Here is a 24339-nt window from a genome sequence, read left to right as displayed (position 1 = left end):
GCCCGTTCCTTTCACAGAGCGCCGACTGACACCTGACCTTCCGCGACCACAATGGATAGGATGGCAGTTCTTTCGACGGGATTTGAATAATCTCCAAGATGCCCGTTCTCAAAGAAGACGCCACCAACTTCGAGCCTGACTGTACCCGGCACGCTGAGATTCACGCTTGACTGTAGAAGAACAAAGCCCGGCTCACCAAGCTGTCTCCCCTCTATCATGCGTGGCTCAAGCGCCTCGGCAGTTGCCATATAGAAATCAATGACGGTCTCTGGGTTCTGCGGCCGGTCAAGGAGACGGGCTAACATAGATCCGAAGCCGCGCAATTGAACTCGTTCGCGCAGCTCTGTTGTTAAAATCTTGATGATGCTTTGGAGACAGTGATCCCACCCAACGAGGCATCGACCCGTAGTGGCGTCAATACCTACCCGAGCCATCAGCGTGTCTTCTTGCCCAGAAGGGTAGGGTCTATTTCCTTCTCAGGCACATTGCGCTCTTCTGCGACAGGAGCACTTGCTGCCACTGGCTTCTTATCTGTGATCAGTCCCGCCATCAGCGGATACTTCGCTGCACGCTCTGTCATCATTCCGCATGAATCACCTTTGTTGCGGTATGCGCCTTCGATCATGCCAGTGGTGTTGGCAAAATATTCTTTCTTCATAGAGGTCACCTTTCAGGTTAATTTGCTGGGCCAGACGTGTTAGAGCCACCGCGCTCGACACCACCATGAATGTGGTCACTACCGACATTCTTGTCGTTATGCTTCTGCACCCCACCGGACTGTTCGAACCCAACTCCAGTGAAGGAGAATGTTGATCCGCCAACATCGATGTTCATGCCATCTTCGGTGAAGGATAGCTTTGCCCCTCCAACTTGAATGAACATGCCATCTGCAGTTTGCGTCACCACAGCCCCGCCAATGGTCACGCGCTTCTCGCTGCCCTTATTGTGTGGCGCTGGGGTATTATCGGTAAACCCACCCTTCAGTGCGAAGCCCATCCCCATATCCCCATCCGGGGAGACAAGAACCATACGCTGCCCCACCGAGGGAGGCGTCCATTCATTGATAGCTCCGGACTGCTCCACCCACGGAACAGAGCTACTGCGAATGCCCATAGCCTCAACAACGACTGTTCCATTGTCGTAATCGACTTCGACAACTTCGCCTTCTCGGAACAAGTTGTTCCGTGCAATGCTCATCCTGCGGATGCTAGCTTCCATCTCTTCTATGCGGATGACTAAGCGCTCGAAGACGGTTTCAAGGCTCATGGCTCTCCTCCACTCAAAATGTACTTGATGTCAGGAGGGAGTATAAAACCCTTCTCAGGCGCTCCGAGACGAGCTGCTGTTGCCAGTGAATATCCAAGGAGGTGCGTGACTGTTTCAACCGGCGTTTCATTCGCACCGGACAGAAGAACCTTTCGAAAGTCCTTAACCCGATCTTTGTAATCGTTAGCGGTTTCCAATTTGGCGAGGAACGCCTCAATTTCTTTCGGAATCGTGGTGTATGTCTCACGTACCGTTTTCATTTCAAGTGTGATTTGCCGGGCTGCAAGGCGCAGGCCACCCTCAATTGAGGCGCCGCGACGGCTTACAGTGTTGACATATGAAACGCCAAGGTAGTTGAACGCGTCTGCCGCTTCATTGCTCGCCGACAGTGACCGGAACACCTGTGCCTCCAGAATGTCGAGCGTCGTTTCAACTTCGCTATCCGTGGCCGGGCATTCCAATTTATACGGATCTCCAGCCACACCATTCCCGCTACCTCTCTGAACAACAAGAAGTTCTAGCGTCAGAGTAATCGTTCGATCCGCATAGGTTCTTCCGGATTTTGTCCACTGGTCCTTGTCATAGTCTGTGTAGACCACGACACATGGAAACGCATGTTCTTTTGTCCAATCCTCAACCGGTTCAATCTTGGAGTCGAAAATCAGATGACCAGCCAAAGTAGGGTAGGGCGCTTCCAAATAATTATTCATGGCTGACACCGCAGCAAGACGTAAGATTGTTCGGTAAACACTCATGCTTGAGCACCTTCCTGAACCATTGTGAGAATAACTCTTGCCAGACCATCACGATGAGCTGCGACGATTTGGAATGTAGGAAGCTCTGGCCTCGTAGGGAGCTTTATCAGATCGCCCTGTATTGCCTCGTCATCTAGGCTCTTGAAAAACTTGCGATCAACAGAGAGATAAGGTTCACGCCCAGATTGAAGCGAACGCATATCGTTCGCCTCACGATACGATCGACGCACACCGAGCTGGAGGCCATACTCGACCTCGTAATAGTCGAAGATTCCCTTTCCCTGAATGACCTTGCGGTTAGGATCGACAATGCCGCGGCCATTCGGGGAAGATAGGTATGGTGTCAAAATGAACGGGATGGCATTAATCGCATCGACCGTTCGACTTGTGTGTTTGTCCAATCGATCGAAGATCGCCATCTCTGAATCCTTATTTGGCAGCCTTCTTCTTGACTGCTCCAGTTTCAGCTTCCCCTGTCTGAGGAGCATCGTTCTTCGGCGCTACCGTCTCCGACGTAGCGCTGCCGCCGCTGACCAGACCTGCATCCTTGTAAGGTACAGCCTCTTCATCCGTCAGATGGGTGAACTCATCCTTCAGCATGGGGCGACCTTGGATCACGGTGTCCATTAGGACTTTGTATTTATTCTTCACGGCTTTCCTCCAAATGGAGCGCGGCGCCATAAAGGACGCCGCATCCACTGGTTAGAAGTTGCTGTTCAAACGAACAAGGCCAACGCCAGTTCCGGCATCAGCAGCCATAACTGCGACCCCAATCTTGGTGTTTCCTGTTGTTTCTGTGGTCGCAATACCGCCAGGCGTTGCAAAAACCTCTTTACCTACAGTCCACGCTTCTGGCGCGTTTTTCGGTAATTCATAAACACCACCAGTGCTGAGCTCATACTCTTCACCGGCTGCTGCCGACGTTGCGGCAATGCCAAAAATTTTTCCAATGACCTGCAAGCTACCGCTAACCACAGCAGCTGTTGCGACAATATTGAGAACTTTGCCAGGCTGAATGAAATTGCGCATAGGGCGCTCCTGTTTTCAAAATTGAAAAAGGCGCTGACCCGAGCCAGCGCCGTTAAAAGCGTATGGATTAGCGAGCAACACCCGGATTTTTATAACCCTGACGGTAATCGGTTACGCCGGCACCGAAGTCGTGACGGATTTTGTATTCGATACCGTCAACATCGAAGCCCACGCGCTGATCAAAGAACGGGGTCTCATTGCCGGCGAGGTGAGCGTACTGAAGACCCCGACCCATGGTGTCATTAATCGATGCGAACAGGAACCAAGCCTTTGTTGCGATCTTATCGAGGCGATGCTCATAGACCGGCTGTAAGGAACGGATGACCTGCGGGACAATCTCGCCAGTCGTTGTCGGAACATAAACGCCATTGATGAGTTTCTGGGCTGTAATTTCGTTCGATGAATCGACAAACAGGAATTTAGGAGAGATGTTGATAGCGTCACCATCAATATCTTTCTGCTGGCGGAATGCCTGATGTGCAGCTTCCAGAGATGCCTGATCGAGAGTAGTGCCTGTGCCGGCAAGGTTCTTATGATCAGCATGGAACAGTGGTGTACCGTCCTTCAGCTTGGCATTCTTGATGACCACATCCCAAACGATATCGCCTTCAAGCTTGGCAGCCTTGCGACCCCAATCACCGATCAGCTGGGTGAATGCACCGAGCTGGTCATTGATGATCATCTGACGGGAAAGGCCGATCACCTTACCGTAAGTTGCGATACGCAGGCCTTCTTCGCTTTCACGGAATGTACCGCGCTTGAATTCGCCATGCTCGTTGACTTTTTCCAGATCCGGACCATTGCCGACTTCGACCATCTTAACTTCACGGAAGTCTGTCAGGACGTTGCGCTTGGCAATCAGCTGGAAAGTGTTTGCATAGCCGGAGTAACCAGACACCAGTGTTTGACGGGTAATATCGCCAAGGATGATCGGGAAGTCAGACGTGGTGTGCAGAGCACGCTCAACGACTTCATGGACGGACATGCCGCGCACTTTTTCACCGCGCATCATCAGCAGCTCTTTTGCCGTGTCCAGAGCTGACAGATTGCGCCATTCGTTTGCGCCATCTTCCAGTTTGTCTACGATACCGTGACGATGCAGGATGGCGTTCGAAATCAGCTTGCGGGTTGTTTCGGTCTGATCCTGCATTCCGCGTGTCTCCACCTGAGTACGGGTTGGTGCGCTGCCCTGACGTGCAACCATGGCGTCAAGCAGAGAGCTGCGGAAATCTTCGACGGATGTGCCGCTGTCCACAGCATTGCGAACAAGTTCATTGTCCGGATCGAATCCAGCAGTGCGACCAAGAGCTTCAATCTCGTTGGTGCGTTTGCGTTCGTTAGCGACTGCCTTGCGTGACAGCTCAGCAGCTTCTGCAGTGCTGATGCCATTGACGACTGTCGTCACCGGAGCAGTCAGCTCCGCGCTACGTGTGCCATTGGTGGATTCAGAGTTGCGCTTAGCTGCATCTTCATCAGCCTTGCGCTTTGCCTCGTCTTCAGCGTCATACGCTGCCAAAAGGCGAACGCTCAGCTGCTCGTCGGTTTCGTCGTTGCTGCGGGTGATGCCAGCGCCGATGGCAAGAGCTTCGAGCTGGGAGCCCTTGTAGGTCTTGGCTGCTTCACGCTTATTCATTGGGGTAGTCTCCGTGATGTGTGCGGTCTTATCCGCATCGCTGACTGAGCGCCGGACTTTGACGATCTCGACGTTTTCATTGGTTGGCTCTGAGCGGGAGGTCGCCTCCGCATCTGCCGGTACAGGTACGACGGACAACTCCATCGGCTCCCAATCCGTAGCCCGAAGGATTGGCAATGATTTCTCGTTACCTTCCGTCATTTCGTACTGATGGATTTTGTAGCCGACTGAAATATTCAGTGGGTGTCCGTCCTGTAGGTCGCGGAGGATGGATTCCGCGTTCTCATTGCGAGAGAATTTAATCTTGGCGTAACCGCGACCGTTCTCAATCTTGACGCTTCCGGGAACAACCGTTCCAAGACGGCTCTCCATAGAATACTGTTTGTGGGTATCGAGGAGAGACATGGAGCTGAAGCGATCCATACGGATGGACTTCGCATCCACGACCAGCTCTTCCATGTAGTACCCTTCATCCCACGAGTACCGCTTTACTGCCGCGCCGGTTGTCCAGCAGACGTCAACTGTGCGGTCAGCCTCGTTGAATGAATCCGACCGAACCTCAACGTAAGACCGGTGACGCTCGATACGGATCTCTGTGTTTGCATCAGGCATCACTGCCTCCTTTACTATTGTCTCCCATGAGTGCCTGCTGCAGCTGGCCGTTCAGAGCGATTTTACGAGGGTCACTGTCGAGGATGACTTTGCTCTTCGTCTCATCGGTCATCATGTTCCAATCATCGATCTCCTTGAGAACGGTTTTGGGATCTCGACCGGTTGACGAGATGACGTCTTGCATTGAGCGCTTGCCTAGACGGACTTCGATAAGATCAGCACGGGCATCATCAAGACGAGTGATGCTTTCACGCTCAGGCGGAGCCCATTCAACAGGAACATCCCAGTTGTTCGGGATCTTACCGCCAAGCTTTGCTGCCTGAATGAACCAATTCCAAATCGTGTTCAGGCACGGGATGAAGATGTGCCACTGAACGGTCTCGACAAATCGGTGATATTCGAGGATGCCCAACTTGCCGGACGCAAAGTTTGCCTGACTGAAATCACCTGTCATGATTTCATATGGCATTCTCACACCAGCGGCGATGCTGCGATGACGAGTGCGGATATACTGCTCAACGCCGGCTGAAACGGCTGGACTATTGAACTTGATATCCTTGCCGTTCCTCAGGACACCAAACATGCCCGGCTCCATTCTTTCGAATGGGAAGCCATTCATGTCTGTTACGGACGCCGGATCTTGTCGCTTATTCGGATCAGCCGTCTCATGGAGGCCGATGTTCGGGTCAGCTGGGTCAGTCTCGTTTTCACCGGGGATGACCATCCCGACCATACAGGCTTCGATCTTCTTCCGGATGTTCTCCGAAAGCTCATAATCCTTCAGGTCTCTGATCTCCGTCATGACTGGAGTCAGCCACGGAACGCCGTGAACTTGATTGTCCTGAGCCTCATAGAAGTGGACAATCTCATCAGCTGGGATAAACTTACTGTTCAGCCCAAGACTTCCTCGCAACCAACCCCATACCGACGACGGGTTACTTTGGTGCATCCAGTAGCCAGACCGGTTGCCAATCGCATCAAACTCGATCCCCTGAACGACATAGTTCAAAGGCTTGGTCGATGGCACTTCGGCCTTAGACCAATCACAAAATTCAGCATCGAGGATCTGCAATTGCAAAGGCACAGGTAGGCCGTCTGACTTCTTACGGGTGCGCTTGCGAACGTATCCTTCACCAGCGCCTACCATCATGCGAGCCATCAGATAGATGCCGCCGTGGAACCCCATATTGGTACCGGTAAAGCAAACCTTCGACCACTCATCAAACAGATCCATGACCTTCTTGTCTCGATCTGGATTCCCCGTCTTTGGACGAGGAGTGATCCCATACCCGACAAAATTGTTTGCATGAGATGTGACGATCTTTTGAGCGAGAGGCTCATTCCGGATCATCTCACGAGACCGGTTGCGCAGGGTCTTACCTGCCTTCCCGATCTCATCATCTGCTGTGGATGAAGGGGCATACCAGTTCGCAGCGTGCCGACCACCAGAAGCGCCTTCGTAGGATCGCATCTGCCGGAGCAGCTCCATACGCCTGCGACTTGCAGCACGCTGAGCCCCAGCCTTCGGGCTTACATACCCGATGGCTTTATCAAGAAGGTTCGCCATCAGTATCCCCTTGCGAAAGTCGTCAAGATCACGTTTCGACGGATGCGTGGAGATACTTCGCCCTCAAGTTCGTCGATGATCGCTTTCATTTCTTCGCGGCTGCGGTAGGTGACATCTCTGTCACGGAACCGCACGCGCACAGCGCCGGTGTAATAGGCCTCTTTAAGATCCTTTAGGAACGCAGCCCGTTCTCCCGGTGTGTGCAGAAAGCCCTGAGTGCCAGAGCCTTCGCTTTCATTGTCGGAGCTCATCACCAGATGCTCTTTCTCCCACCGTTCCACACGCTTGACGGACGAGGCGCAGTATTCGCCTGCGGCCGTGCCGGTGCCTCTACTGGAGGGGCTACAGGTTGTTCTTCACGGACAGCCCTCCGTACTGGCGGAGGACCATCTCGCAGTTTTGTAAGATTGAGGATCAGCTGGGCTGCGCCCTGCATGGATTCGCAGTCAAGGAAATGGTTCTCCTTGTTACGCTGTACCCACTTCACCTTGCCGCCCGGAGCTTTAATGCGAGCTTCGGAGACGATCTGCTTGCAGTACGCTTCGCTGATGTCTTGCGGCAGATACCAAGCACCGGGAGATCCTTTCTCCCATCGAACTTTCTGCTGTACCCACGACTTGAAGTAATCCGTATCGAGGCGCAGAAGCTCAAGGCCGCCCTTGATCTCTTTCCCGTTGACCATGACGTCGATCTTGCTGGTGACGACTGGCTTAGTCATCGCTGATGACGAGCCTTTGGTCGCACGAACCAAGTTCGGGAACCGTCGAGCGAACGCATAAACGCGATGCTCTGGAACGACGAACTTCTTGCCCGGACGATAACCGGAGTCCACCAAGACCAGACTGAGCGGCAGGCCGTCATAGAGATCTGTGACGACGTTCGCAAACATATCCCAGACCTCTTGCTCTTCGGTCTGACCATAAATTTCAGAAGCTTCAATCAGCCATGACGTACCGTGAGCACCCCATCCACGAACCGTGTAGATTATTCGATCCTTCTGGACGTCGGCCGTGAGGGTAACGCGCTTCACATCACCAACGACTTCGCCCATGACGTAATCATCGGATGCGCACGCGGCCACTTCAGCCCACTCAGGAGCAGACCCACCGCCCGGAGAGTACAGCTCCCCAAAGCCTTGGTTCTTGGCAGCCTGAACATCACCGCCGCCACGGACGGCCTCGACGTATGCTGCAGCGCGATCCCCCCATGATTTGAAGGGAGAGCATAAGCCTGAAACCCAATAGCTCAGTGTCCAGTTGTCAGGGGATTCGCCAATGACGTTCCCGTCCTGATCTATCGATTGACCCGGAGCTACATAAACACCGCGGGCATTCATCCACTCTTTCGTGGTTTCAAATGCCTCACCGGGGGATGGCTCTTCGTCGTAGATCAGGCAGCCATTTACCGGACACACGAGATGAGCTGTCTTCAGCGCGAGGTTTGCTTTTGATGGCAGCTCTCGACCATCTGGTGTCTTTGGCTTTTCCCATGCCATGCACGCAAAGCGTGGGATGAAATACTCCCGGCAATGTGGACAAGGCCAAGCCCAATGATACCGCGTGCCTGACTGCCACAGGCGCCAAACAGTTGACTCGATCTCTTCAGGGTCTGACTCTGACCAGAACTCTAATCCGCTTTCAGGATCTGTCTCCACTTCGACCACCCCTCTGCTCGGGGTTGATGTGATGGCGTGAACAAAATCAGGGTACGTGTCACCACGAGCGTCGATCAGGCCGACCGGATCACCTTGACCCTTCAAGTTGGCCTTCAGCTCATCGACCTCATCCGTGTATGCGACACCGAACGGGTCTGACTTCATCGCTGTGGATGACCCGCCATGAGCCAGTCGCAGCGTAACGCCGTTGATGATTTTCTTGGTTTTCAGCTGTTTCGATTTCGGAGCACACAGCTCTTTCAGATCCGTGTTCTTCATCAGGTCATCAAGACGCGGTTCGAACTGCGTGGTGATAAACTGCTTCGATGGTCCGACGTAAATGATCGGAACAGGCTGGGTATCGAGACGAGTACCCATCAAATCCATAAATGTCTCAGTCTTCCCGGACTGCGCCGATACAACCATCACGACACGCTTGTGCGTTCGCCCATGCACAGCCATTGCGAATGGCACCATGTATGGGGTCTTGTGAGGGTTTCTCGGTCCGGGATGCCCTGCTGACTCAGGGTATTCTCTGTTATTGATCGCCCACTCTACCGGATCAATCCTCATCCTCGGCGTCAGGATCTTCACTGCCCGTGCGTAAAGTACCGATTTTTTTGGAGAGACGATCTGCGAGCTTGAGACGGCCTTTGTCGATAATGTCATGCAGCCTCTGCCGCTCACGCGGCACCCCTGTAATCTCGGCTGGCAATCCGGTTAAGTACGAAACGAAAAGCCCAACCAATTCATCGGAGAAGGATAGAGCTTCATCGAGTGAGATGAGCTCTCGGTCTTTCCTCATGCGGTTCAGGCGTATGTCGAGCATCTTCTCCTCACGGAGACGATCCATGCTCTCGCTGCCAGACTTACGAACGGCGCCTTCTGACCGATAGGCCACATACGCCTGAACCACCCGACCAACGTGAAACTTTCCCACGCCGTCACTGACGATGACCTCTTCTTCCTTTTCAAGCTGCCGCAGTCTGCGTGGCGTAATCCCAAGGATCTCGGCCATCGCAGTCTGGTTGACGATCATGTCTGCCGGCTTAGTCGAAGCCGCAGCCTTGGTTGGCGCCTTTGCCCTCTTGGTTGACGCAGCCTTAGCCGCTGGCCTCTTCGTAGCCATCAGAACCTCATAAGTTTTGTGATGCGCTTCATGACCTCCCGCTCAAGATGCTGCGGTCCCGTCGTCATGAATGTCGCCAGCGATTGATCTTCCGGGATCTCTTTCAGCAGAGATGGTCCGAACAGCTGTCGCACCTTCCCGTACTTCTTCCCGGACTTGGCAAACTTCCCATCAGCTCCTCGCTTCTGGTTTGGCTTGTTACCCCATGTCCAAAGTGATTTCGGAGCTACGCTCGATGAACCTTCGCTTGCCGGGAGTATCGCGAAGAAACCACCGGTCTTTTCATCGGAGAAGGATCTCTTGAAGATGCGAGGGTTATTCCAAACACTCGACCGAACCGTTCCTCTTTCCAGAGTGGCTCTGCCTGCATTCAGCTTGTTCCCTGTACTGGCTGCTCGCGTCCCTTTGTAGTTATCGACGCTCAACCCGCCCTTCACACCAAAGATGTCGTAAGCGAGAATATTCTTGCGCGGGATGCCTCTGGTGTTGGCAGCTACATAGCTCTGATACCGGCCAGCCTTGAGACCCATCTGCTTTGCAACAGCACGCTGAACCACCGTCTTGGTCTTACGGCCAGCATCGACAACACCACGATGAAGTTCATTGTGAAGGTTCGGACCTTCCAGTCTCTTTGCCAGCTTTTCCAAATCGGCCAGAGCGCTGAGGTTCGACTTCCCGATAACAAGTTTCATAGCCGCTGCCTTTCCCTCTGAAGCGACACAGCGCCAAAACCACAACAAACGATAAGAATTTTCTACGGAGCCACTCGGCGCTGAGCCATTTCGGAGAATAAAAATTCTTTCCGACCCGCAGCTCCGTAGAAAATTTTGCTCAAAAGTCTGGCATCAGACCGAGCAACTCCGACCCCCGGAAATCAGGAATCGGAACCAAGGAATCGAAAACATCAAAAGCGCTCAAATGCTGCGCTGCGTCGGACCCGCGGTGGGTGGGGGGGGCTCTCGGAAGAACCTAACCGTGGCGGGGGTTTAACCCATTGATCCCATTGAATAATGACAGGGAAGGCAGGGCGGGCGCTGGTTGCATGTGCCGGATGCAGGGGCAGAGGCAATGCAGATGCAGGCATGAGCACACATGAGCGTATGCAGACGGGCAGGGCGTACGATAGCAATGCAGTAGGGTAACAAGGCTTTGCTCCCGCTCCGCTCCCGCTTGCACTCTCTCTGTCTGCTTATGGTGATGTGTTGTGATTAGTGATGGTAGCCGGTGCGGCGCCATGTGGTCGCAGTAATGGCCTATGAGCATTTGTATGACTCGCTCTATTGAGTCAGTGCAATGCCCGATTATTGTAACCCCACCCCCTTAATAAGACAGCACAGGCTGATTTGAGCGTAATTAGCTTAGGTCATGTGATGCATGGTGATTCTAATACGTTTTGTATTGATTCGCCTTTTGTAGCGATGTGCCGTATTTTCTTAAATCATTGATTTAAATATATATTTTGGTTTTGGAGTGCTTTTAATCAATTCAATTCGCATTGAAATAATATCAATAAAAACAATAACTTATAAAATAAATGCAATAATCTTTAAAATTGCGCTTGCGTTCAATACGATATGAATTATTCTAAGCATATCGAAACGGAAACAAACCGAAACGATACGCCGATAGGGCAACCGGTCGGCAGGTTCTTTGAAAATAAGTAAGCGGCTTTCTTGCCCTTGTTTCTTATTAGGTGAACGGGAAACGTGACTGATTAATCAGTGTGGTTTTACGGGATTGAACAGGAACGCGGGAATAACATTAAAGCAGTTTCGAATCGGGCAACCCAAAGCACAAGGCTTTATCCGCCATAACAAAAGCGGGATTAGGGGAAGGACGCGCGGCAAGGTGCGGACGTTAAATCACTTGCATCAGTAAAGGTTCCGGCTTGTTAAAAGTGGCGGAAAGATAACTGGTAAAGGCTAGAACCCTTCAAACTGCAATCCACAACCGAAACAGGCAAGGGCAGTCTAGTGAATCAAACTCTTTTCGGATGAGCTGAAGCTAGACGTTAAACTAATCACAAAAACCGAAAACCATATGACATTTACAAAAGATTCAAAGATAGGCCGGAACTGCTCAATAGGCTTTCCGGCCTTTTCGATTGTAGCAATGAACCGCTCAAAGGGCTGTTTTTTGGTGCAATCGTACCACCCCGCCAATTATGGCACTTTATGGAGATTAATATCATGGCTAAATTTCAGGTTCTGACAGGCAAAGCTCTTACATCCGCTATCGCTGGCCGCGCCAAGGCTATCGCGACATTTACAGAGCGGGAACACCAGATTGCTTATTCCGCTTTAAACCATGTGGAATTGCACAATGATCCTAAATATTTGAACGCTCTTTATTCTGTCACTCCGGCCAACTATCGCGGGGGATTGCGTGCCTGGGCAATGGCGTTCGGCAAAGTGTCTTTTGACGGTGAAAGCGGCGAATTTGTGTATGCGAAGTCAAAAGCGTCTGACATGGTTCAGGCAATGGAAATTGCACCGGCCAATTACCAGAAAACAACAAAAGCCAAAGCAGACACGGCTTTTGATGAAATCAAACACATTGAAGCATCACTGAAAAAGCTGACAGATAACGGCGCTTCACCGCAAGTTGTTAAAGCTATGGAAGGCGTATTGCGTGTGGCGAAGTCTGCCCACCTGTCTGTTGTTTCCTCTGATATGAAAGCCGCCGCTTAATCTTGGCTTTCATGCGCCCTAGTCATTCCCCCTTGGCTGGGGCGCACCTTCCATGCAGCTACGCAAGGGCATGTGCGTGCCTTTTCGCGGCTTCATGCCAACCCTGCAATTATGCAAAAAAGGATTAGACTGATGACAGCGCATATTGATACACTTGCTTTTGTTAAACACCTCACCAATGCCGGAGTTAATCAGGCGCAGGCAGAGGCACATGCAGAAGTTGCACGGGATTATGTCATGTCAGAAGTCGCAACAAAGACAGATATTGCGGAATTGAAACACCTGATAGAACGTCAGGCTTTAATGATCACGGTGCGCCTTGGCGGCGTTATGGTCATTGGTATTGGCGCGCTTGCAACGCTGTTAAAGCTCGCATAACGCGAAACACACCCTCACAAATAATGAGCCGTGCGGCAGCAATGCCCACGGCTTTTTTGTACCCGCAATTATGCGAAAATTGGAGATTGTCATGGTTCAACGCTCGGACTCTGTCCTGCGGCATGTCGATGTGCCGCCTTTCAAGCATCCGCATTTTCAGACCTTTCGTGAACGTCAGCGCATGGCTTTCGTGCGCGAAGTGGAAACTGCTGTCAGGTTGTCAGACGATATGCGCATGCGTCTCCAGTCGCGCCGTATTTTGGAGACTATCCAATGAAAACCATCCTCACAGCTATAGCCCTGTTGTCAGCGACAACCTTTGCCAGTGCGGAAACGCATTATGTCATCGTCGCCTTTGACCGGAACATGACCGAGTCCTCTGTAATCGAGACCTTTAAGGATCTTGATGATTTTGAAACTTGCTTTGATCTGGCTGTTTCATCAGGTGAGGGCGAATGGACTTCTTGCGTACCTGTAACCGGTGCCGCGGAAGCCTATGTGCTTTCATTGCCTGAAGATTCTGAAGCGTGCCGTCTGGCCGCCGAATTTCCCACAGATCAAAATGTTGAGGCCTGCACCGGCATTCCTGTCGGAGAATAACCCCGCGCACAGCGCACCCTGCAAATATGCAAAATGGAGATACGCACATGAAACCGGTGATCCCGTACACCTATGTTGTCGCCAGTCAACGCCGCCGCACACGCAGTCGCTGGGCGCTTTCAATTCACCTGCCAAACGGCGTGGTTGAATGTTTGACCACATACAGCGACCGCACAAAAGCTGTTGCTGCTGCTCGCTTGCTTGCCGGTTCATCAAAACATGTGGTTGTCCGGCCATGATGCGCGATATCATCCAAATTTGCTTGCCATGGCTTCAGGACTTTTTGTCTGGCTGCGCAATGATTGCGTTCATTACAGCCTTTCTGACCCTGCTCATGTGAGCTGAAGCATCCTTGGTCGTTTGTCTATCATTTAACACTCAGCAGAACGACCAACACACGCCACGATGATGGCGACACACACCGATCCCTCAAACATGGAGGTGCTCTATGCGCCGGACTTTTAAAGCCGGCTGAATTGCTTTTGGCTGGATAAAGTCGCGTGACTGCCAGCCCACGAAACCAGCACGCGCATCATTTTGAAAAGCGAAAGACCGTTATGATTACCACACCAATTGAGCGGAAAATTTTAAATGAGCTCAAGCTTCATTTGCACAATGCACAGACCGAAATGCTGCGTCTGCGCAAGATCGGCACAACACCTGTTCAGGACTGGACGCTCGACAACAACCGTATGCTTTTGACTGTGATTGAAAGCGTTAATCAGGTTTTGGCCGAATGATTGTTGCGTCCGTACTCACAATAATTGCGCTCTATATCTGCGCGACACTTTTCGCTTACCGGATGCTTTTACGGCGCCGATAATTTTACTCGCACTCATGCACCAAAGGAGAAAACATGGATGCGCAACGATACAGACATTTGTTCGTGAGTACAGAACCAACTCAAATGAACGATGACGATTATTTCGACTGGTACGTCTGGGAAGATGGACGCAATAACCGACGTCGATTAATTACACTGACCTACGATGTCCGACATCGGTCATTTCATGCAACGCTGCAAAGAAGTGAGGTCGATGAGTCCGACTATCTGTCGGAAATATCACTGCCGCGCAAATTGGTGGACTTATTTGTCTCCATGCTAACGCCCGATCAGGTGGCGATGTGCCTTCGCACACAATTCCGCATCGCCTCTTAAACCATACTTGCAAATATGCGCCTATGGAGAAAGCCAATGATTATTCTCAATGGCCGCCGCTTCGTGTGCGGCGCAAACGCTTTAACAGCTACTCTTTTTCAGCCTGATGGCACCGCATCTGGCTTCTACAAAGTAAAGGGCAGAGAAATCCAAATCTTTAAGCCGAATGGTGATCTGGACGGTGTAATCAATGGCCATGGCGTGCTGTGTAAAGCAACGCCGCACAATGGCCGTTTCTGGTACAATTATGCTTCCCTCGATACCGTTGGTCGTTGGCCATCTTACTCTGCTGAAGTTAATGATCTTTGCAATGCACGCCGCATGGCGCTTGCTGCTTAACCCCGCCACTCATGGCAAATATAGGAGAAATTCCGTGAATATGATCTCACCTGTCCATTCCGTCTCATCGGTACTTGCAACCCGCGCAATGATTGTCTCGCTCAATATCTCACAATGGGAAGGGCGAAGAATTGATCGTAAGGTGACCAATGAAGTGAACCAGCAACACAATGCGGCCGCCGATGCAGGCCGCTACAACAAGCTGCTGTTGCCAAAAGAAGCGCTCGCAACAATTCAGTCAATCGTGAGCGCCACGCGCACTGAATTTCATGAGCGCACACTTCCATGGATGGACAAAGGTGGGCGGATTATGGCCAGTGATGGTTATCTTTCTCATATGAGCTGGATCCGGGCGCAAACCACAAAATTTGAACGTGCCGTTGATGAGTTCATCTCTTCCTATCCCGATTACGTTAATGATGCCCAACAGCGTTTGGGTTCTTTGTTTAAGCAGGATGACTATCCATCAGCGGATGAACTCCGCGCAAAGTTTCGTGTTGATTGCCGTGTATTTCCGGTACCAACCGCCACCGACTTCCGCGTGGATATGAGCGATGCTCAAGCCGAACTCATCAGACAGGATATTGAGCGCAATGTTGCCGATGCAACCGCAAGCGCCGTGCAAGATGTTTATAAGCGTGTTGCCGATGTTACCGGCCGGATGGTGGAGCGCCTGAACGCTTATAAGCCAGCTGTTCACAAAGGGGAGAAATCAGAGGGCGTTTTCCGTGACTCTCTGGTCGAAAATATCCGCGACCTAATCAGCGTGCTGCCGGCATTGAATATCACCGGTGATCCAGAATTGACCGCCATGGCTGATAGGCTGAAACCTTTGGCTGAACATAACGCTTCAACCTTGCGCGATAACCCCGCGATCCGCCGCGACGTTGCGGATGAAGCCGCGAAAATATTCCAGAGCGTTTCTGAGTATTTCGCATGACAGCCAAGCGCAAAACAATTGTTGATATATGGGGTGGCCATCATTCGATGGATCATGTGGCTCGCTTTGTGGTTCCTATAGATGAGGCACTTAGCCTTGCACAGCATGAGCTAGAGCAGGGTTTTCTGGTCAATCTCAGATGTGACGAGCGAGTTGGCTCATCAGAAAACTTCGACCTGCGTGCACCCCATAATCCTACCATTAGAGGGAACGTATGCCCAAATATCAAATCCAGCTGAAAGAAACGATTACTTACACCATGGAAATCGAAGCTGATGATGCAGGGATAGCACAAGCTGAAGCTCTTGATGCATGGGCGCAAAGTGAAGACCCATTTGGAGAGTTTTCAGGGAATAGCAGCGGCGCTGAAGTTAAAGGGATTTGTTTTAATACAGCCACATAACCTCCCAACAACTACCCACGCAATCATGCGAAAGGAGCGTCTTATGACCTCTGTAAAAGAGAAACTCAACGAAGCCATCCTGTCGCTACGCTCAGCATCAGCGGCTATTGTCAGCCTTCGTGAACGCTATCCCGATGCTGACATCGGCACCTTTGTGGACGACATCCACCCGCAGTTGCTCACTGTAATTGAAGGCTGCGCGGAAAAGGAAAACACCACTCACGACTATCCAGATGGCCGCTCGTACAAGGTGACTGCCATATTCACCGAAGAGGTGTTTGCCCGATCAGAAGAGGAAGCTATGAGCCTTCACCTCAAACTGTTGACCGCTTGGGCAGCTGCAGGGACGCTTGAAGGCAACCCAATGCATGACACTGAATGGAGCGAGACGCCAGAAGACCAGTGTTACATCTCATTTAAGGAGGTTACTCCATGAGTTGCAAACTAACTCTTTCTCTTGGTGGTCATATCGAAACTGTGGAGCAAGCAGTTGCTCTGGTTGAAGCTATTGTTTCTGAGGTTTTGGACGATGAAGAAGGTGGATTCATCAGCAGCATTGAGTTGGCACAATCGGCTATGCGTAGGGCGATTGAGGGCAACATGACATTGGATCTTATAGATGCAACTCATGAACATGGCGGAAATTTCGACGATATTGACCCCTTGATCGAAAAATATCCATCGCTGCAAAAGATGGCGCACATGGAGAATGAAAGCGGCGCGAATACTATTGAACGCACTCATACCGTTCATGGAGAGCTCAAGTACACATCGGTTGACCACTATGCATTTAGTGGAGCGCTGATTTCAGTCCGTGAGCTTAAAGAGGCGCTCGCCACCGATACTCCAATCACGAGCATTCAACGTCTAATCGATACAGCTGAATTGCAAGCAGGGGGTGACTTCCCGCCACTCACTGCATCTCCTGCTGTGCAGGTATGGCTGAAAATATTTGCGGAGAAGGCGGCATGAAAATCTTCAGCGTACCAATCACACTTTATGGCACGGCTTATGTGAAGGCTGAAACTGCGGAGGCTGCGCATGCCAGAGCATCTATAATGACAAACGGATGCGTCGAGATCATGGGTGACAACAGAGATTTGTTCTGTGGTTTAGCCTTTGATAATCCTTGCTTGCCAGACCTAAGCATCAGCCCCGCTATCACCATTGGTGACGTGGATGGTTTAGAATTTGTGGAGGAATCCACATGAGCCACGGCAACTTGCCGCCGCCATCTGCGCCGACAATCCGCTTCCTGCTTATCCCTGTGCTTGGAGCCAAGACCGAGCATAAGGGGGCAATTGGGAAAGGGGAGAACATAAGAGCCGTCCTGATGCTTATGATCGGCAGAATGTTCGACGAGCCTTTCGAGCGCGTGAATGTCCTCTATGAGGGCGAGTATCGCGATATGTTTGTAGGTGAAACATCAGCCATAAACGGCAGGCATATCCGCAACATCAGGGCGACTGAGATCTACCGCAACAACGTCCTGTCGAATGAACCATGGCGTGATCCTGAATCCTTGCCGGCCGTATCTGGGCCAGCCATCCTCTTCCCAGATTATCAGGTCTGGAAATAACCCGAACAAAACCGCCACTCATGGCAAATATGGAGATATCAATGCACCTCAAAGCTGCAGCTAGCCTTCTGAACACATTTATCGACACCGATATCCCAACCTTCCTGTGGGGCGCCCCAGGCATCGGCAAGTCGGCTATAATTGGTCAGATTTCTGCTGAGCGTGGATGGAAGACTATCGACTTCCGCGCTTCAACGCGTGACCCCGTCGCCCTTATGGGCTTGCCTGACGTTTCCGGTGACACCACAGCGTGGAAGGTTCCTGACGAGTTTCCTCAAGTTGAACGTGATGGTGCTGAAGGCATCTTGTTTCTGGATGAGTTGAATGCCGCTGCCCCATCAATGATGGCTGCAATGTTTGGTTTAGTTCTCGATCGGAAAGTTGGCGATTATGTTATGCCAAAAGGCTGGCGCGTGATTGCTGCTGGTAACCGACAGTCTGACCGTGCCGCTGCACAACGAATGCCTTCCGCACTCGCTAACCGGTTCGCTCATATTGATGTTGATGCCGACTACAGCGCCGATCATACAAATGTGCATATTGAGCATTTCTCCAACAAGGGCGTTGACCCGCGCTTGATCGCTTTCCTGCGCTTCCGGCCAGCACTGATGCATGTCATGCCGAAGAACGATGAGCGTTCATTTCCTACTCCACGTTCATGGGAGCAAGCTGCCAAGATGATCGACCTGCCATCGTCCGTACGTATGCAGGGTATTTCGGCTATTGTTGGTGACGGTGCTGCGGCTGAATTGGAAGGGTTCATTCGTACATACATGAGCCTGCCTTCACTGGATCTGGTGCTTGCTAACCCGAACAGCGCAAAAATCCCTGAAGAACCGGCTGCACGTTTCGCAATTGCAACGGGGCTAGCTCGTAAAGTCGATGCCAAGTCCTTCGACAATGGCATGGCATACATGCAGCGCCTGCCTCGTGAGTTTGAAATCATGTTCGCAGTCGATGCTGTGCGCCGCGATCCGGCCTTATCTCACACCAGTGCATTCACAGATTGGGCAGTTCGTAATCAGGATGTGACCCTTGGCTAAGATCAAGGCTGTCTATGGCGCCTACCAAACCATTGAAGAGGCCAGCTGTATGCGTTGGCTCTTCTCCAGTGTCCGGACTGACGGTGCATTTGCTGCGTGGTCACTCTCCTATTGTTTCATCACGCGGAAGTTTTCAGTCCGCAACATCAAACGCGAACAAGCGATTAAATATGCTGCAGCAATGGGGCAGAAATCGCTATTCGCTTCGGCTCCAGACGAGCCAGTTAGTTACAAAGGTTCTGTTACCAACATTTTGCGGTCGCAACTAAAACCGGAGCAAATCGCTAAAGCGGTCGCACTCTCACTCCAATATCGAGGGCAATGATGGCAATCGTCAGAAAGATATACGGGCCGTTCAACTATGAAGTTGTGAAGAAAGGCACCACCCATACGGCGCGATGGTACTTCAACGGCATCAGGGGTGATTACACGACTGCCCATTGGGTTCTGATATTCAATCCTGAGACCAGAGAGTTTAGTGCGTCAGGCAATGTCGTCGGCCAAGGTTTGGGTGGGCGGACAATGCGATCCATTGAACAATCGCTATCAGATTACGGAGTCAAGTGCGTCCACGACAAGATGTTCCTTCGTGATAACGATCCCGTCTTGGAGGGGCGTGTGGTCGATCTACTCAAGGCCAGACTTTCACCTGAAGCAATCGCCAAGGCGTCTGCTCTTGCAATCATAAGGAAATAAAATGGATCGCAATCTTATCCTATCCCGTATCGTGGGGCCGATCCGAGAATTCGGAAGGCCATCCACACTCGAATGGCGCTTCATGTCAAAGCGAAAGAAAAAGTTCGGGATAGACAGTAGATGTGCACGCTCCTTCACTTTGAGGTACGACCCTCATACTCGGAAATTCAGCGCAACTTGCCATCGTTACATCAGTAAACGCATTCGGCCACAGAAGGTGAAAGTCTCCGCCAGTATGACGGAGCACCTACGCTCCAAGCTGAGTGGCAAAACAATTGCCCGTATCATGGCCGCATCGATCATAAATCCCCCACCGCCACGCACCCAGACAATGTCTGGATATCAACTTCATGTGCATGGCCAGAGCTGGCCAATCCACAATATGAAACTCCCATCACTCAAAGGATAGTGACATGAACGTCGAAGACCACATCCTCAGGGCACAGTCCTCACTGCTTTGGGATCACCCATTCTTTGGTGTTCTCATGCTGCAAATGAAGAAGGTTGACGCCACAGATGACCCTGAGATCGACACAATGGCAGTCGATGGGCGTCACTTGTTCTATCACGCACCATTTGTGCTCGGTCTCAAGAAAGATGAGCTGATGTTTGTCCTCGCTCATGAGGTCATGCACAACGCATTCGAGCATCACATTCGACGCCAGCACCGCAAACCTGGTCGCTGGAATAAAGCGTGTGACTACGCCATCAATGGCGAGCTGGTTGAGTGCAAAGTTGGTCGGATGCCACAACGCGGTTTACTTGAGGAGCGTTTCACCGGACTATCTGCGGAAGAAATCTACCGAATACTCGACGATGAAAACAACAGCGATGACTCTGATGAAGGGCAGGGCGATGTAGGCGGTTGCGGTGGCACAAAGGATGGATGCGCGCCGCATGACGAAGCAGCCAAAGCAGAGCTTCGTGCAGAAATGCAAACACAGATCAGGCAAGCGGCAATGACTGCCAAGTCCGCCCAGCAAGGTAATCTGCCGGCGGGTATTCAGCGCATCATTGACGAGCTACTAACGCCGAAAGTGAATTGGCGCGCTGTTCTTCGTCGGTTCATTGATAAATCCATAACGCGGGACTTCTCATGGATAAGGCCTAACCGTCGTCTCCTGCCGCTGGGATACATCACACCCGGTACCGTGTCGGATGGAGTCAGCCACATCGTCATCGCTGTAGATACATCTGGTTCTATTGATGGCGATATTCTTCGGGACTTTGCTGCTGAGATAAACGGCGCTTTTGGTGAAGGTGCAGTTGATCGACTAACCGTCATCTATGCCGATGCCAAGGTGCATAATGTGCAAGAGTTTGAGATTGGCGACGAGCTTACCTTAGACCCTACAGGCGGCGGCGGTACCGCATTCTCAGATACATTCCGTAAGATCAATGAGAAGTATCCGGATGCACGGGCAACAATCTATCTCACAGATATGTATGTCAGTGATTTCGGTGATGAGCCGCCACATCCTGTTCTTTGGGGTGTCTATGGTCGCACTCAAGATTTCAACCAGATCAATCCACCATTCGGTGAGACGATCAATATTTCAATCTGACCCGCCAAGTATGGCAAATAAGGAAGGTGATATGGCGACCTATCTCAACCACTATCATTGTGAAGCGTGCGACGTGGCTTGGCAGGATGAATGGTCATGTGCGTGTAATGACCGATGCCCTGCCTGCAATGCAGAGATTGAGCCACATCAATCTGAGGATCTGGGCGCGGTCGCACTATGAAGACATTCCTTGTCTCATGGGAAATCCATATCCACGCTGCAACAGCGCATGAAGCAGCCCAGCAGGCGCATGATTTAGTGCGCCGACCGGACACTATGGCCACAGTCTACCAAGTCATTGAGCATGACAGCGGCGGAGATTGCCAAATCGTCGATCTTAATGAGGTGCTGAATGGTCAGCATCGGTGAGGCTGTTCGCCTCAAAGCCGACAGAGATATGCACGCTGATCTGATTGAATACGCAGAATACCTCATATGGGAGTCCAATCAGCATAAGCCATACCCTGATACTGGCGAGCGCTTCATATCCGTTCAAGAGCGGATTGATATTTATCGAACCCATCTCATCCTAACCACTGGTTTGCCGCTTCGGCATGTAACCATAGAAAATAACTGTGAGAGTGGTGAGTATGCGCATCTTGAGCCCTTACCGCCCTTTGATCCCGCCAATCATGGCAACCAAGGAAATCAAAATGATGAACAACCAAAAGAGGGCTGCATCGGTTAGTGAGTTTCTCACTGCATTTATCTCTGACCAAGGGCTGGATGGAGAAGATCCAGAAACGATTGCCGGTGATCTCATCTGCAATATTATGCATTGGGTGGCTCAGCACTTAGAGGCAGAGACCGGCCAAATGTTGGCCATGAGAGCTGTTCAGTCAGGCATTGGCCACTATGCTACTGAAGCCCATATCGATTATTCGGCCGCTATCGTTGATGAGATCGGCCCTGATGCTCTCGTAAGCATTACAGTTAACTGCAACGGCGAGACTTGGCACGCCTCGACCGGCAATGATCCTTACATCTGCTGACTATCCTGCAATCATGCACATTGGAGAATACAATGTTTAAACCGCTTCTCGCGGCAACGGCTGACGTTGCCCTTTTGAAATTCCCATACCTCGCCACCCCAAAGATCGATGGCATTCGTTGCCTTATCATGCCGGACGTTGGTGTCGTTTCTCGCACTCTAAAGCCCATTCCAAACGTGCATATCCGTGATGCACTGGCCTCTCCGATTTTTGCTCATCTTGACGGAGAAATCCTCACCTATACCGACGGTGTCCGTGATGATTTCAATACTGTGCAGTCTAAAGTCATGTCCCGTGATGGCACACCAGAGTTTAAACTAATAGCTTTCGACAACTTCTCTGAACCGAAAGACGCATATGCCTCACGTATTCGCAAAATGGAAGCCATTGCTTGCGACCTCATTGAACCGCTGATGCCTGTCTGTATAAACAATATTGCCGATCTCGATCATTATGAGAGTTTATGTATCGACAAACTCGGCTGGGAAGGTGCGATGCTTCGAAATCCGAACGGCATCTATAAATTTGGCCGTTCCACTGCACGGGAAGGCATTCTCTTGAAGGTAAAGCGCTTCACTGATGACGAAGCCACTATCACCGGCACCGTTGAACAGATGGAGAATACCAATGAAGCCAAGACCAATGTGTTTGGCCGGATGGAACGGTCATCTGCCAAGGCAGGTATGAAAGGCAAAGATACACTCGGTGCTATCCAGTGTGTTTGGAACGATATCGCATTCGAGCTTGGTACTGGCTTTACACAAAGCCAGCGTGATCAGCTCTGGTCTGAACGGGAATCTCTGATCGGTCAAAAAGTGACCTTCAAGTATCAGGGTGTTGGTACTCATGGTGCGCCGCGCTTCCCTGTGTTCCTCGGTATCCGCCGTGATCTTTAACAAGGCTGCTGTTTAGGAGACGTAATGCTCAAACTATATAGCTACGATGAAATAAATGCAGCCTTGTGTGTATGGGAATGCATCAACGAGTGGACGCTAGATCCGGATGAGAAAATCGACAAATGGGTTGAGCTCAGAGATGGCGTAGGGACTCTTGAATTGCGTCACCAGTCTATCGAACTTGCCCAGTGGCTGCTGAAAGTTCATTCCTTGTGTATCAAAGATGATCCTGACATTTTTGATCAGATGTCTTTTGATTGGGAGGTTGTCCCTCACATTCTTAAATTCGCTGTTGATGCAGATGGCTATCCAGTCATTTACGAGAAAGACCTTCCGAATGTTGGAAACACAGCGGGTTCTGTAAAGGCGGGAATATTGAAAGATAACTGGTATGCGATCGCATATAAGGCAGGCGGCACTTGTTGGGGGCATGAAGACTTAATCAACGAACATGCTGATAAAACGCTTGCTGCCTTTGAACAGGGCGCTGATCCGGTTGAGTTTGTCAAAGACCTTGGTCACCATTACGGACTGACGCCTCAATATTGATCTTGCCAAACCCATGTATGATTTGCTTCATATGATCATCATGGAGGCGGCAGCGCACCGGCATGAGTTATGCCTAAGTAATATGCCAGACTGACCTCCGCATCAGGAGATCATTATGCGCATCATCGTTTCAGTCGTTGCTATGGCAACCATGCTTTCACCTCATGTTTCCTTTGCCAATGAGGCTCAGGAACAATTCCAAAAGCTCTCAATGCTTTTTGTGGCGAATGAAAAGTGCGTAGGGCAAAGATACAATGACGCCTCATTATCCGGTCATATCTACCGGCTCGGGATGACAATGGGCTGGGATAAGGACAAGATCGAGGCTGAAACTCAGATTGAGTACGACGGCAGTCTCAAACAGTACGAAAAAGACGTAGCCGGTTTTTGCAAGACCGCCAAAGAATGGCGGGAACAAAATAAAGACGAGCTACAAAAAATGAATGTTCTTTAATCACAAAAGGCCGGGCTAATTGTCCGGCCTTTTGTTTTAATTCAAAGTGACTGGCCTAACCATTCCGCATCGCTAGACCAAGTTGTTTTTTAGCGGCTGTAACTTGCCTCTTTGCTTTTTCAAGCTCTTTATCTGCGGATTGTAAAACTGTGATCGAGCGCTCTAAGCTGCTTCCAGGCAACCAAGATGATAGCACCTGCAGCTCATCTGCATTGTTTGATTGTATTGCGCTGTAATCACCATCAAGCAAGTTAAGACGATGTTTACAGGAGGTTCCTTTTTCTCCCGCCGCACAAGTGCAGAACATTTTTACACTGCCTGGCTGTCCTTGAATGGTGACTGTGTAAGTGCCCGTTCCATCCGAGCTGGAAATTTCAAATTTCAGCATACTAACTCCCTATTCTTTAAGGG

At 51.0% G+C, this 24339-nt stretch carries 38 protein-coding genes; 24 read left to right on the top strand and 14 right to left on the bottom strand.

Annotation, left to right across the window (positions count from 1 at the left end; genetic code table 11):
- Positions 1 to 11: 11 nt before the first annotated feature.
- The 13 genes from DFR47_RS19895 to DFR47_RS19835 all read right to left on the bottom strand — a co-directional run bounded on the left by DFR47_RS19895 (position 12) and on the right by DFR47_RS19835 (position 10337).
- The gene (locus tag DFR47_RS19895; protein ID WP_147245674.1) at positions 12 to 305 is read right to left on the bottom strand and encodes a GPW/gp25 family protein; all 294 of its coding nucleotides are present in this window, start codon (positions 303 to 305) and stop codon (positions 12 to 14) included.
- A 128-nt stretch (positions 306 to 433) separates the two neighbouring features.
- Positions 434 to 658, bottom strand: coding sequence for a hypothetical protein (locus DFR47_RS19890; RefSeq protein WP_113946262.1), 225 nt, complete (start codon positions 656 to 658; stop codon positions 434 to 436).
- A 17-nt stretch (positions 659 to 675) separates the two neighbouring features.
- Positions 676 to 1266 carry a phage baseplate assembly protein V gene (locus DFR47_RS19885; protein ID WP_113946261.1) on the bottom strand — a complete coding sequence of 197 codons (591 nt, stop codon included), beginning with the start codon at positions 1264 to 1266 and terminating at the stop codon, positions 676 to 678.
- Positions 1263 to 2021, bottom strand: a complete 759-nt coding sequence (locus DFR47_RS19880) for a hypothetical protein (RefSeq protein WP_113946260.1) — start codon at positions 2019 to 2021, stop codon at positions 1263 to 1265. Before DFR47_RS19880 ends, DFR47_RS19885 begins: the two co-directional genes overlap by 4 nt.
- The gene (locus DFR47_RS19875; RefSeq protein ID WP_113946259.1) at positions 2018 to 2440 is read right to left on the bottom strand and encodes a hypothetical protein; all 423 of its coding nucleotides are present in this window, start codon (positions 2438 to 2440) and stop codon (positions 2018 to 2020) included. Before DFR47_RS19875 ends, DFR47_RS19880 begins: the two co-directional genes overlap by 4 nt.
- Positions 2441 to 2450: 10 nt before the next feature.
- A complete protein-coding gene (locus tag DFR47_RS21905) occupies positions 2451 to 2621 on the bottom strand; it encodes a hypothetical protein (RefSeq protein WP_210207353.1) in 171 nt (56 codons plus the stop codon).
- A 102-nt stretch (positions 2622 to 2723) separates the two neighbouring features.
- Complete coding sequence (locus tag DFR47_RS19865; protein WP_113946257.1) at positions 2724 to 3050, bottom strand: DUF2190 family protein; 327 nt, start codon at positions 3048 to 3050, stop codon at positions 2724 to 2726.
- A gap of 67 nt (positions 3051 to 3117) precedes the next feature.
- On the bottom strand, positions 3118 to 5295 hold the full coding sequence (locus DFR47_RS19860) for a prohead protease/major capsid protein fusion protein (protein ID WP_113946256.1): 2178 nt from the start codon (positions 5293 to 5295) through the stop codon (positions 3118 to 3120).
- Positions 5288 to 6862: a phage portal protein gene (locus tag DFR47_RS19855; RefSeq protein WP_113946255.1), complete on the bottom strand. Its 1575-nt coding sequence runs from the start codon at positions 6860 to 6862 to the stop codon at positions 5288 to 5290. The genes DFR47_RS19860 and DFR47_RS19855 overlap by 8 nt, the downstream gene beginning before the upstream one ends.
- Positions 6862 to 7113, bottom strand: coding sequence for a phage head-tail joining protein (locus DFR47_RS19850; RefSeq protein WP_210207352.1), 252 nt, complete (start codon positions 7111 to 7113; stop codon positions 6862 to 6864). The genes DFR47_RS19855 and DFR47_RS19850 overlap by 1 nt, the downstream gene beginning before the upstream one ends.
- Positions 7113 to 9185 carry a terminase gpA endonuclease subunit gene (locus DFR47_RS19845; protein ID WP_374788384.1) on the bottom strand — a complete coding sequence of 691 codons (2073 nt, stop codon included), beginning with the start codon at positions 9183 to 9185 and terminating at the stop codon, positions 7113 to 7115. The genes DFR47_RS19850 and DFR47_RS19845 overlap by 1 nt, the downstream gene beginning before the upstream one ends.
- A complete protein-coding gene (locus DFR47_RS19840) occupies positions 9079 to 9555 on the bottom strand; it encodes a hypothetical protein (protein ID WP_147245670.1) in 477 nt (158 codons plus the stop codon). The genes DFR47_RS19845 and DFR47_RS19840 overlap by 107 nt, the downstream gene beginning before the upstream one ends.
- An 89-nt stretch (positions 9556 to 9644) precedes the next feature.
- Positions 9645 to 10337, bottom strand: a complete 693-nt coding sequence (locus DFR47_RS19835; protein ID WP_113946252.1) for a hypothetical protein — start codon at positions 10335 to 10337, stop codon at positions 9645 to 9647.
- A gap of 1497 nt (positions 10338 to 11834) precedes the next feature.
- On the opposite strand from DFR47_RS19835, the gene DFR47_RS19830 reads away from it, so the two are divergent.
- The 24 genes from DFR47_RS19830 to DFR47_RS19720 all read left to right on the top strand — a co-directional run bounded on the left by DFR47_RS19830 (position 11835) and on the right by DFR47_RS19720 (position 23928).
- Positions 11835 to 12335 carry a hypothetical protein gene (locus DFR47_RS19830; protein ID WP_147245668.1) on the top strand — a complete coding sequence of 167 codons (501 nt, stop codon included), beginning with the start codon at positions 11835 to 11837 and terminating at the stop codon, positions 12333 to 12335.
- Between the two features lie 132 nt (positions 12336 to 12467).
- A complete protein-coding gene (locus DFR47_RS19825) occupies positions 12468 to 12713 on the top strand; it encodes a hypothetical protein (RefSeq protein ID WP_113946250.1) in 246 nt (81 codons plus the stop codon).
- A gap of 91 nt (positions 12714 to 12804) precedes the next feature.
- Positions 12805 to 12990 (top strand): hypothetical protein, encoded by a 186-nt coding sequence (locus tag DFR47_RS19820; RefSeq protein WP_147245666.1) that lies wholly within the window; start codon positions 12805 to 12807, stop codon positions 12988 to 12990.
- A complete protein-coding gene (locus DFR47_RS19815) occupies positions 12987 to 13313 on the top strand; it encodes a hypothetical protein (protein ID WP_113946248.1) in 327 nt (108 codons plus the stop codon). The genes DFR47_RS19820 and DFR47_RS19815 overlap by 4 nt, the downstream gene beginning before the upstream one ends.
- Positions 13314 to 13360: 47 nt before the next feature.
- Positions 13361 to 13552, top strand: a complete 192-nt coding sequence (locus DFR47_RS19810; protein WP_113946247.1) for a hypothetical protein — start codon at positions 13361 to 13363, stop codon at positions 13550 to 13552.
- A 261-nt stretch (positions 13553 to 13813) separates the two neighbouring features.
- Positions 13814 to 14053: a hypothetical protein gene (locus tag DFR47_RS19805; protein WP_147245664.1), complete on the top strand. Its 240-nt coding sequence runs from the start codon at positions 13814 to 13816 to the stop codon at positions 14051 to 14053.
- Positions 14054 to 14169: 116 nt separating this feature from the next.
- Entirely contained in the window at positions 14170 to 14472 is a 303-nt protein-coding gene (locus DFR47_RS19800; RefSeq protein WP_113946245.1) for a hypothetical protein, read from the top strand.
- Between the two features lie 36 nt (positions 14473 to 14508).
- Positions 14509 to 14811, top strand: coding sequence for a hypothetical protein (locus tag DFR47_RS21900; protein ID WP_170137577.1), 303 nt, complete (start codon positions 14509 to 14511; stop codon positions 14809 to 14811).
- 34 nt (positions 14812 to 14845) lie between these two features.
- Positions 14846 to 15751 carry a hypothetical protein gene (locus DFR47_RS19795; RefSeq protein WP_170137576.1) on the top strand — a complete coding sequence of 302 codons (906 nt, stop codon included), beginning with the start codon at positions 14846 to 14848 and terminating at the stop codon, positions 15749 to 15751.
- A 214-nt stretch (positions 15752 to 15965) separates the two neighbouring features.
- Complete coding sequence (locus DFR47_RS19790) at positions 15966 to 16154, top strand: hypothetical protein (RefSeq protein WP_113946243.1); 189 nt, start codon at positions 15966 to 15968, stop codon at positions 16152 to 16154.
- Between the two features lie 43 nt (positions 16155 to 16197).
- Positions 16198 to 16590: a hypothetical protein gene (locus tag DFR47_RS19785; protein ID WP_113946242.1), complete on the top strand. Its 393-nt coding sequence runs from the start codon at positions 16198 to 16200 to the stop codon at positions 16588 to 16590.
- Positions 16587 to 17126, top strand: coding sequence for a hypothetical protein (locus tag DFR47_RS19780; RefSeq protein ID WP_113946241.1), 540 nt, complete (start codon positions 16587 to 16589; stop codon positions 17124 to 17126). Before DFR47_RS19785 ends, DFR47_RS19780 begins: the two co-directional genes overlap by 4 nt.
- A complete protein-coding gene (locus DFR47_RS19775; RefSeq protein WP_113946240.1) occupies positions 17123 to 17365 on the top strand; it encodes a hypothetical protein in 243 nt (80 codons plus the stop codon). Before DFR47_RS19780 ends, DFR47_RS19775 begins: the two co-directional genes overlap by 4 nt.
- Positions 17362 to 17733, top strand: coding sequence for a hypothetical protein (locus DFR47_RS19770; RefSeq protein WP_113946239.1), 372 nt, complete (start codon positions 17362 to 17364; stop codon positions 17731 to 17733). The genes DFR47_RS19775 and DFR47_RS19770 overlap by 4 nt, the downstream gene beginning before the upstream one ends.
- Positions 17734 to 17774: 41 nt before the next feature.
- Positions 17775 to 18776, top strand: a complete 1002-nt coding sequence (locus tag DFR47_RS19765; protein ID WP_170137575.1) for an AAA family ATPase — start codon at positions 17775 to 17777, stop codon at positions 18774 to 18776.
- Positions 18769 to 19101 (top strand): hypothetical protein, encoded by a 333-nt coding sequence (locus DFR47_RS19760; protein WP_113946237.1) that lies wholly within the window; start codon positions 18769 to 18771, stop codon positions 19099 to 19101. The genes DFR47_RS19765 and DFR47_RS19760 overlap by 8 nt, the downstream gene beginning before the upstream one ends.
- Positions 19098 to 19472, top strand: a complete 375-nt coding sequence (locus tag DFR47_RS19755) for a hypothetical protein (protein WP_113946236.1) — start codon at positions 19098 to 19100, stop codon at positions 19470 to 19472. The genes DFR47_RS19760 and DFR47_RS19755 overlap by 4 nt, the downstream gene beginning before the upstream one ends.
- 413 nt (positions 19473 to 19885) lie before the next feature.
- A complete protein-coding gene (locus tag DFR47_RS19745; protein WP_113946234.1) occupies positions 19886 to 21037 on the top strand; it encodes a vWA domain-containing protein in 1152 nt (383 codons plus the stop codon).
- Positions 21038 to 21214: 177 nt separating this feature from the next.
- Positions 21215 to 21406 carry a hypothetical protein gene (locus DFR47_RS19740; protein WP_113946233.1) on the top strand — a complete coding sequence of 64 codons (192 nt, stop codon included), beginning with the start codon at positions 21215 to 21217 and terminating at the stop codon, positions 21404 to 21406.
- Complete coding sequence (locus DFR47_RS21645; RefSeq protein ID WP_147245660.1) at positions 21390 to 21725, top strand: hypothetical protein; 336 nt, start codon at positions 21390 to 21392, stop codon at positions 21723 to 21725. Before DFR47_RS19740 ends, DFR47_RS21645 begins: the two co-directional genes overlap by 17 nt.
- Positions 21691 to 22029 carry a hypothetical protein gene (locus DFR47_RS19735; protein WP_147245658.1) on the top strand — a complete coding sequence of 113 codons (339 nt, stop codon included), beginning with the start codon at positions 21691 to 21693 and terminating at the stop codon, positions 22027 to 22029. Before DFR47_RS21645 ends, DFR47_RS19735 begins: the two co-directional genes overlap by 35 nt.
- A gap of 32 nt (positions 22030 to 22061) precedes the next feature.
- On the top strand, positions 22062 to 22925 hold the full coding sequence (locus tag DFR47_RS19730; protein WP_113946231.1) for a hypothetical protein: 864 nt from the start codon (positions 22062 to 22064) through the stop codon (positions 22923 to 22925).
- Between the two features lie 24 nt (positions 22926 to 22949).
- Positions 22950 to 23474: a hypothetical protein gene (locus DFR47_RS19725; protein WP_113946230.1), complete on the top strand. Its 525-nt coding sequence runs from the start codon at positions 22950 to 22952 to the stop codon at positions 23472 to 23474.
- A 115-nt stretch (positions 23475 to 23589) separates the two neighbouring features.
- Positions 23590 to 23928, top strand: coding sequence for a hypothetical protein (locus DFR47_RS19720; protein WP_113946229.1), 339 nt, complete (start codon positions 23590 to 23592; stop codon positions 23926 to 23928).
- A 55-nt stretch (positions 23929 to 23983) separates the two neighbouring features.
- Here the strand turns inward: DFR47_RS19720 and DFR47_RS19715 are convergent, their stop codons facing one another.
- A complete protein-coding gene (locus DFR47_RS19715) occupies positions 23984 to 24316 on the bottom strand; it encodes a hypothetical protein (protein ID WP_113946228.1) in 333 nt (110 codons plus the stop codon).
- Positions 24317 to 24339 lie beyond the last annotated feature (23 nt).

The organism is Pseudochrobactrum asaccharolyticum (assembly GCF_003314995.1).
Lineage (GTDB): Bacteria > Pseudomonadota > Alphaproteobacteria > Rhizobiales > Rhizobiaceae > Pseudochrobactrum > Pseudochrobactrum asaccharolyticum.
The sequence above is the reverse complement of the archived record's forward strand: the minus strand, read 5'-3'. Positions and strand labels throughout refer to the sequence as shown.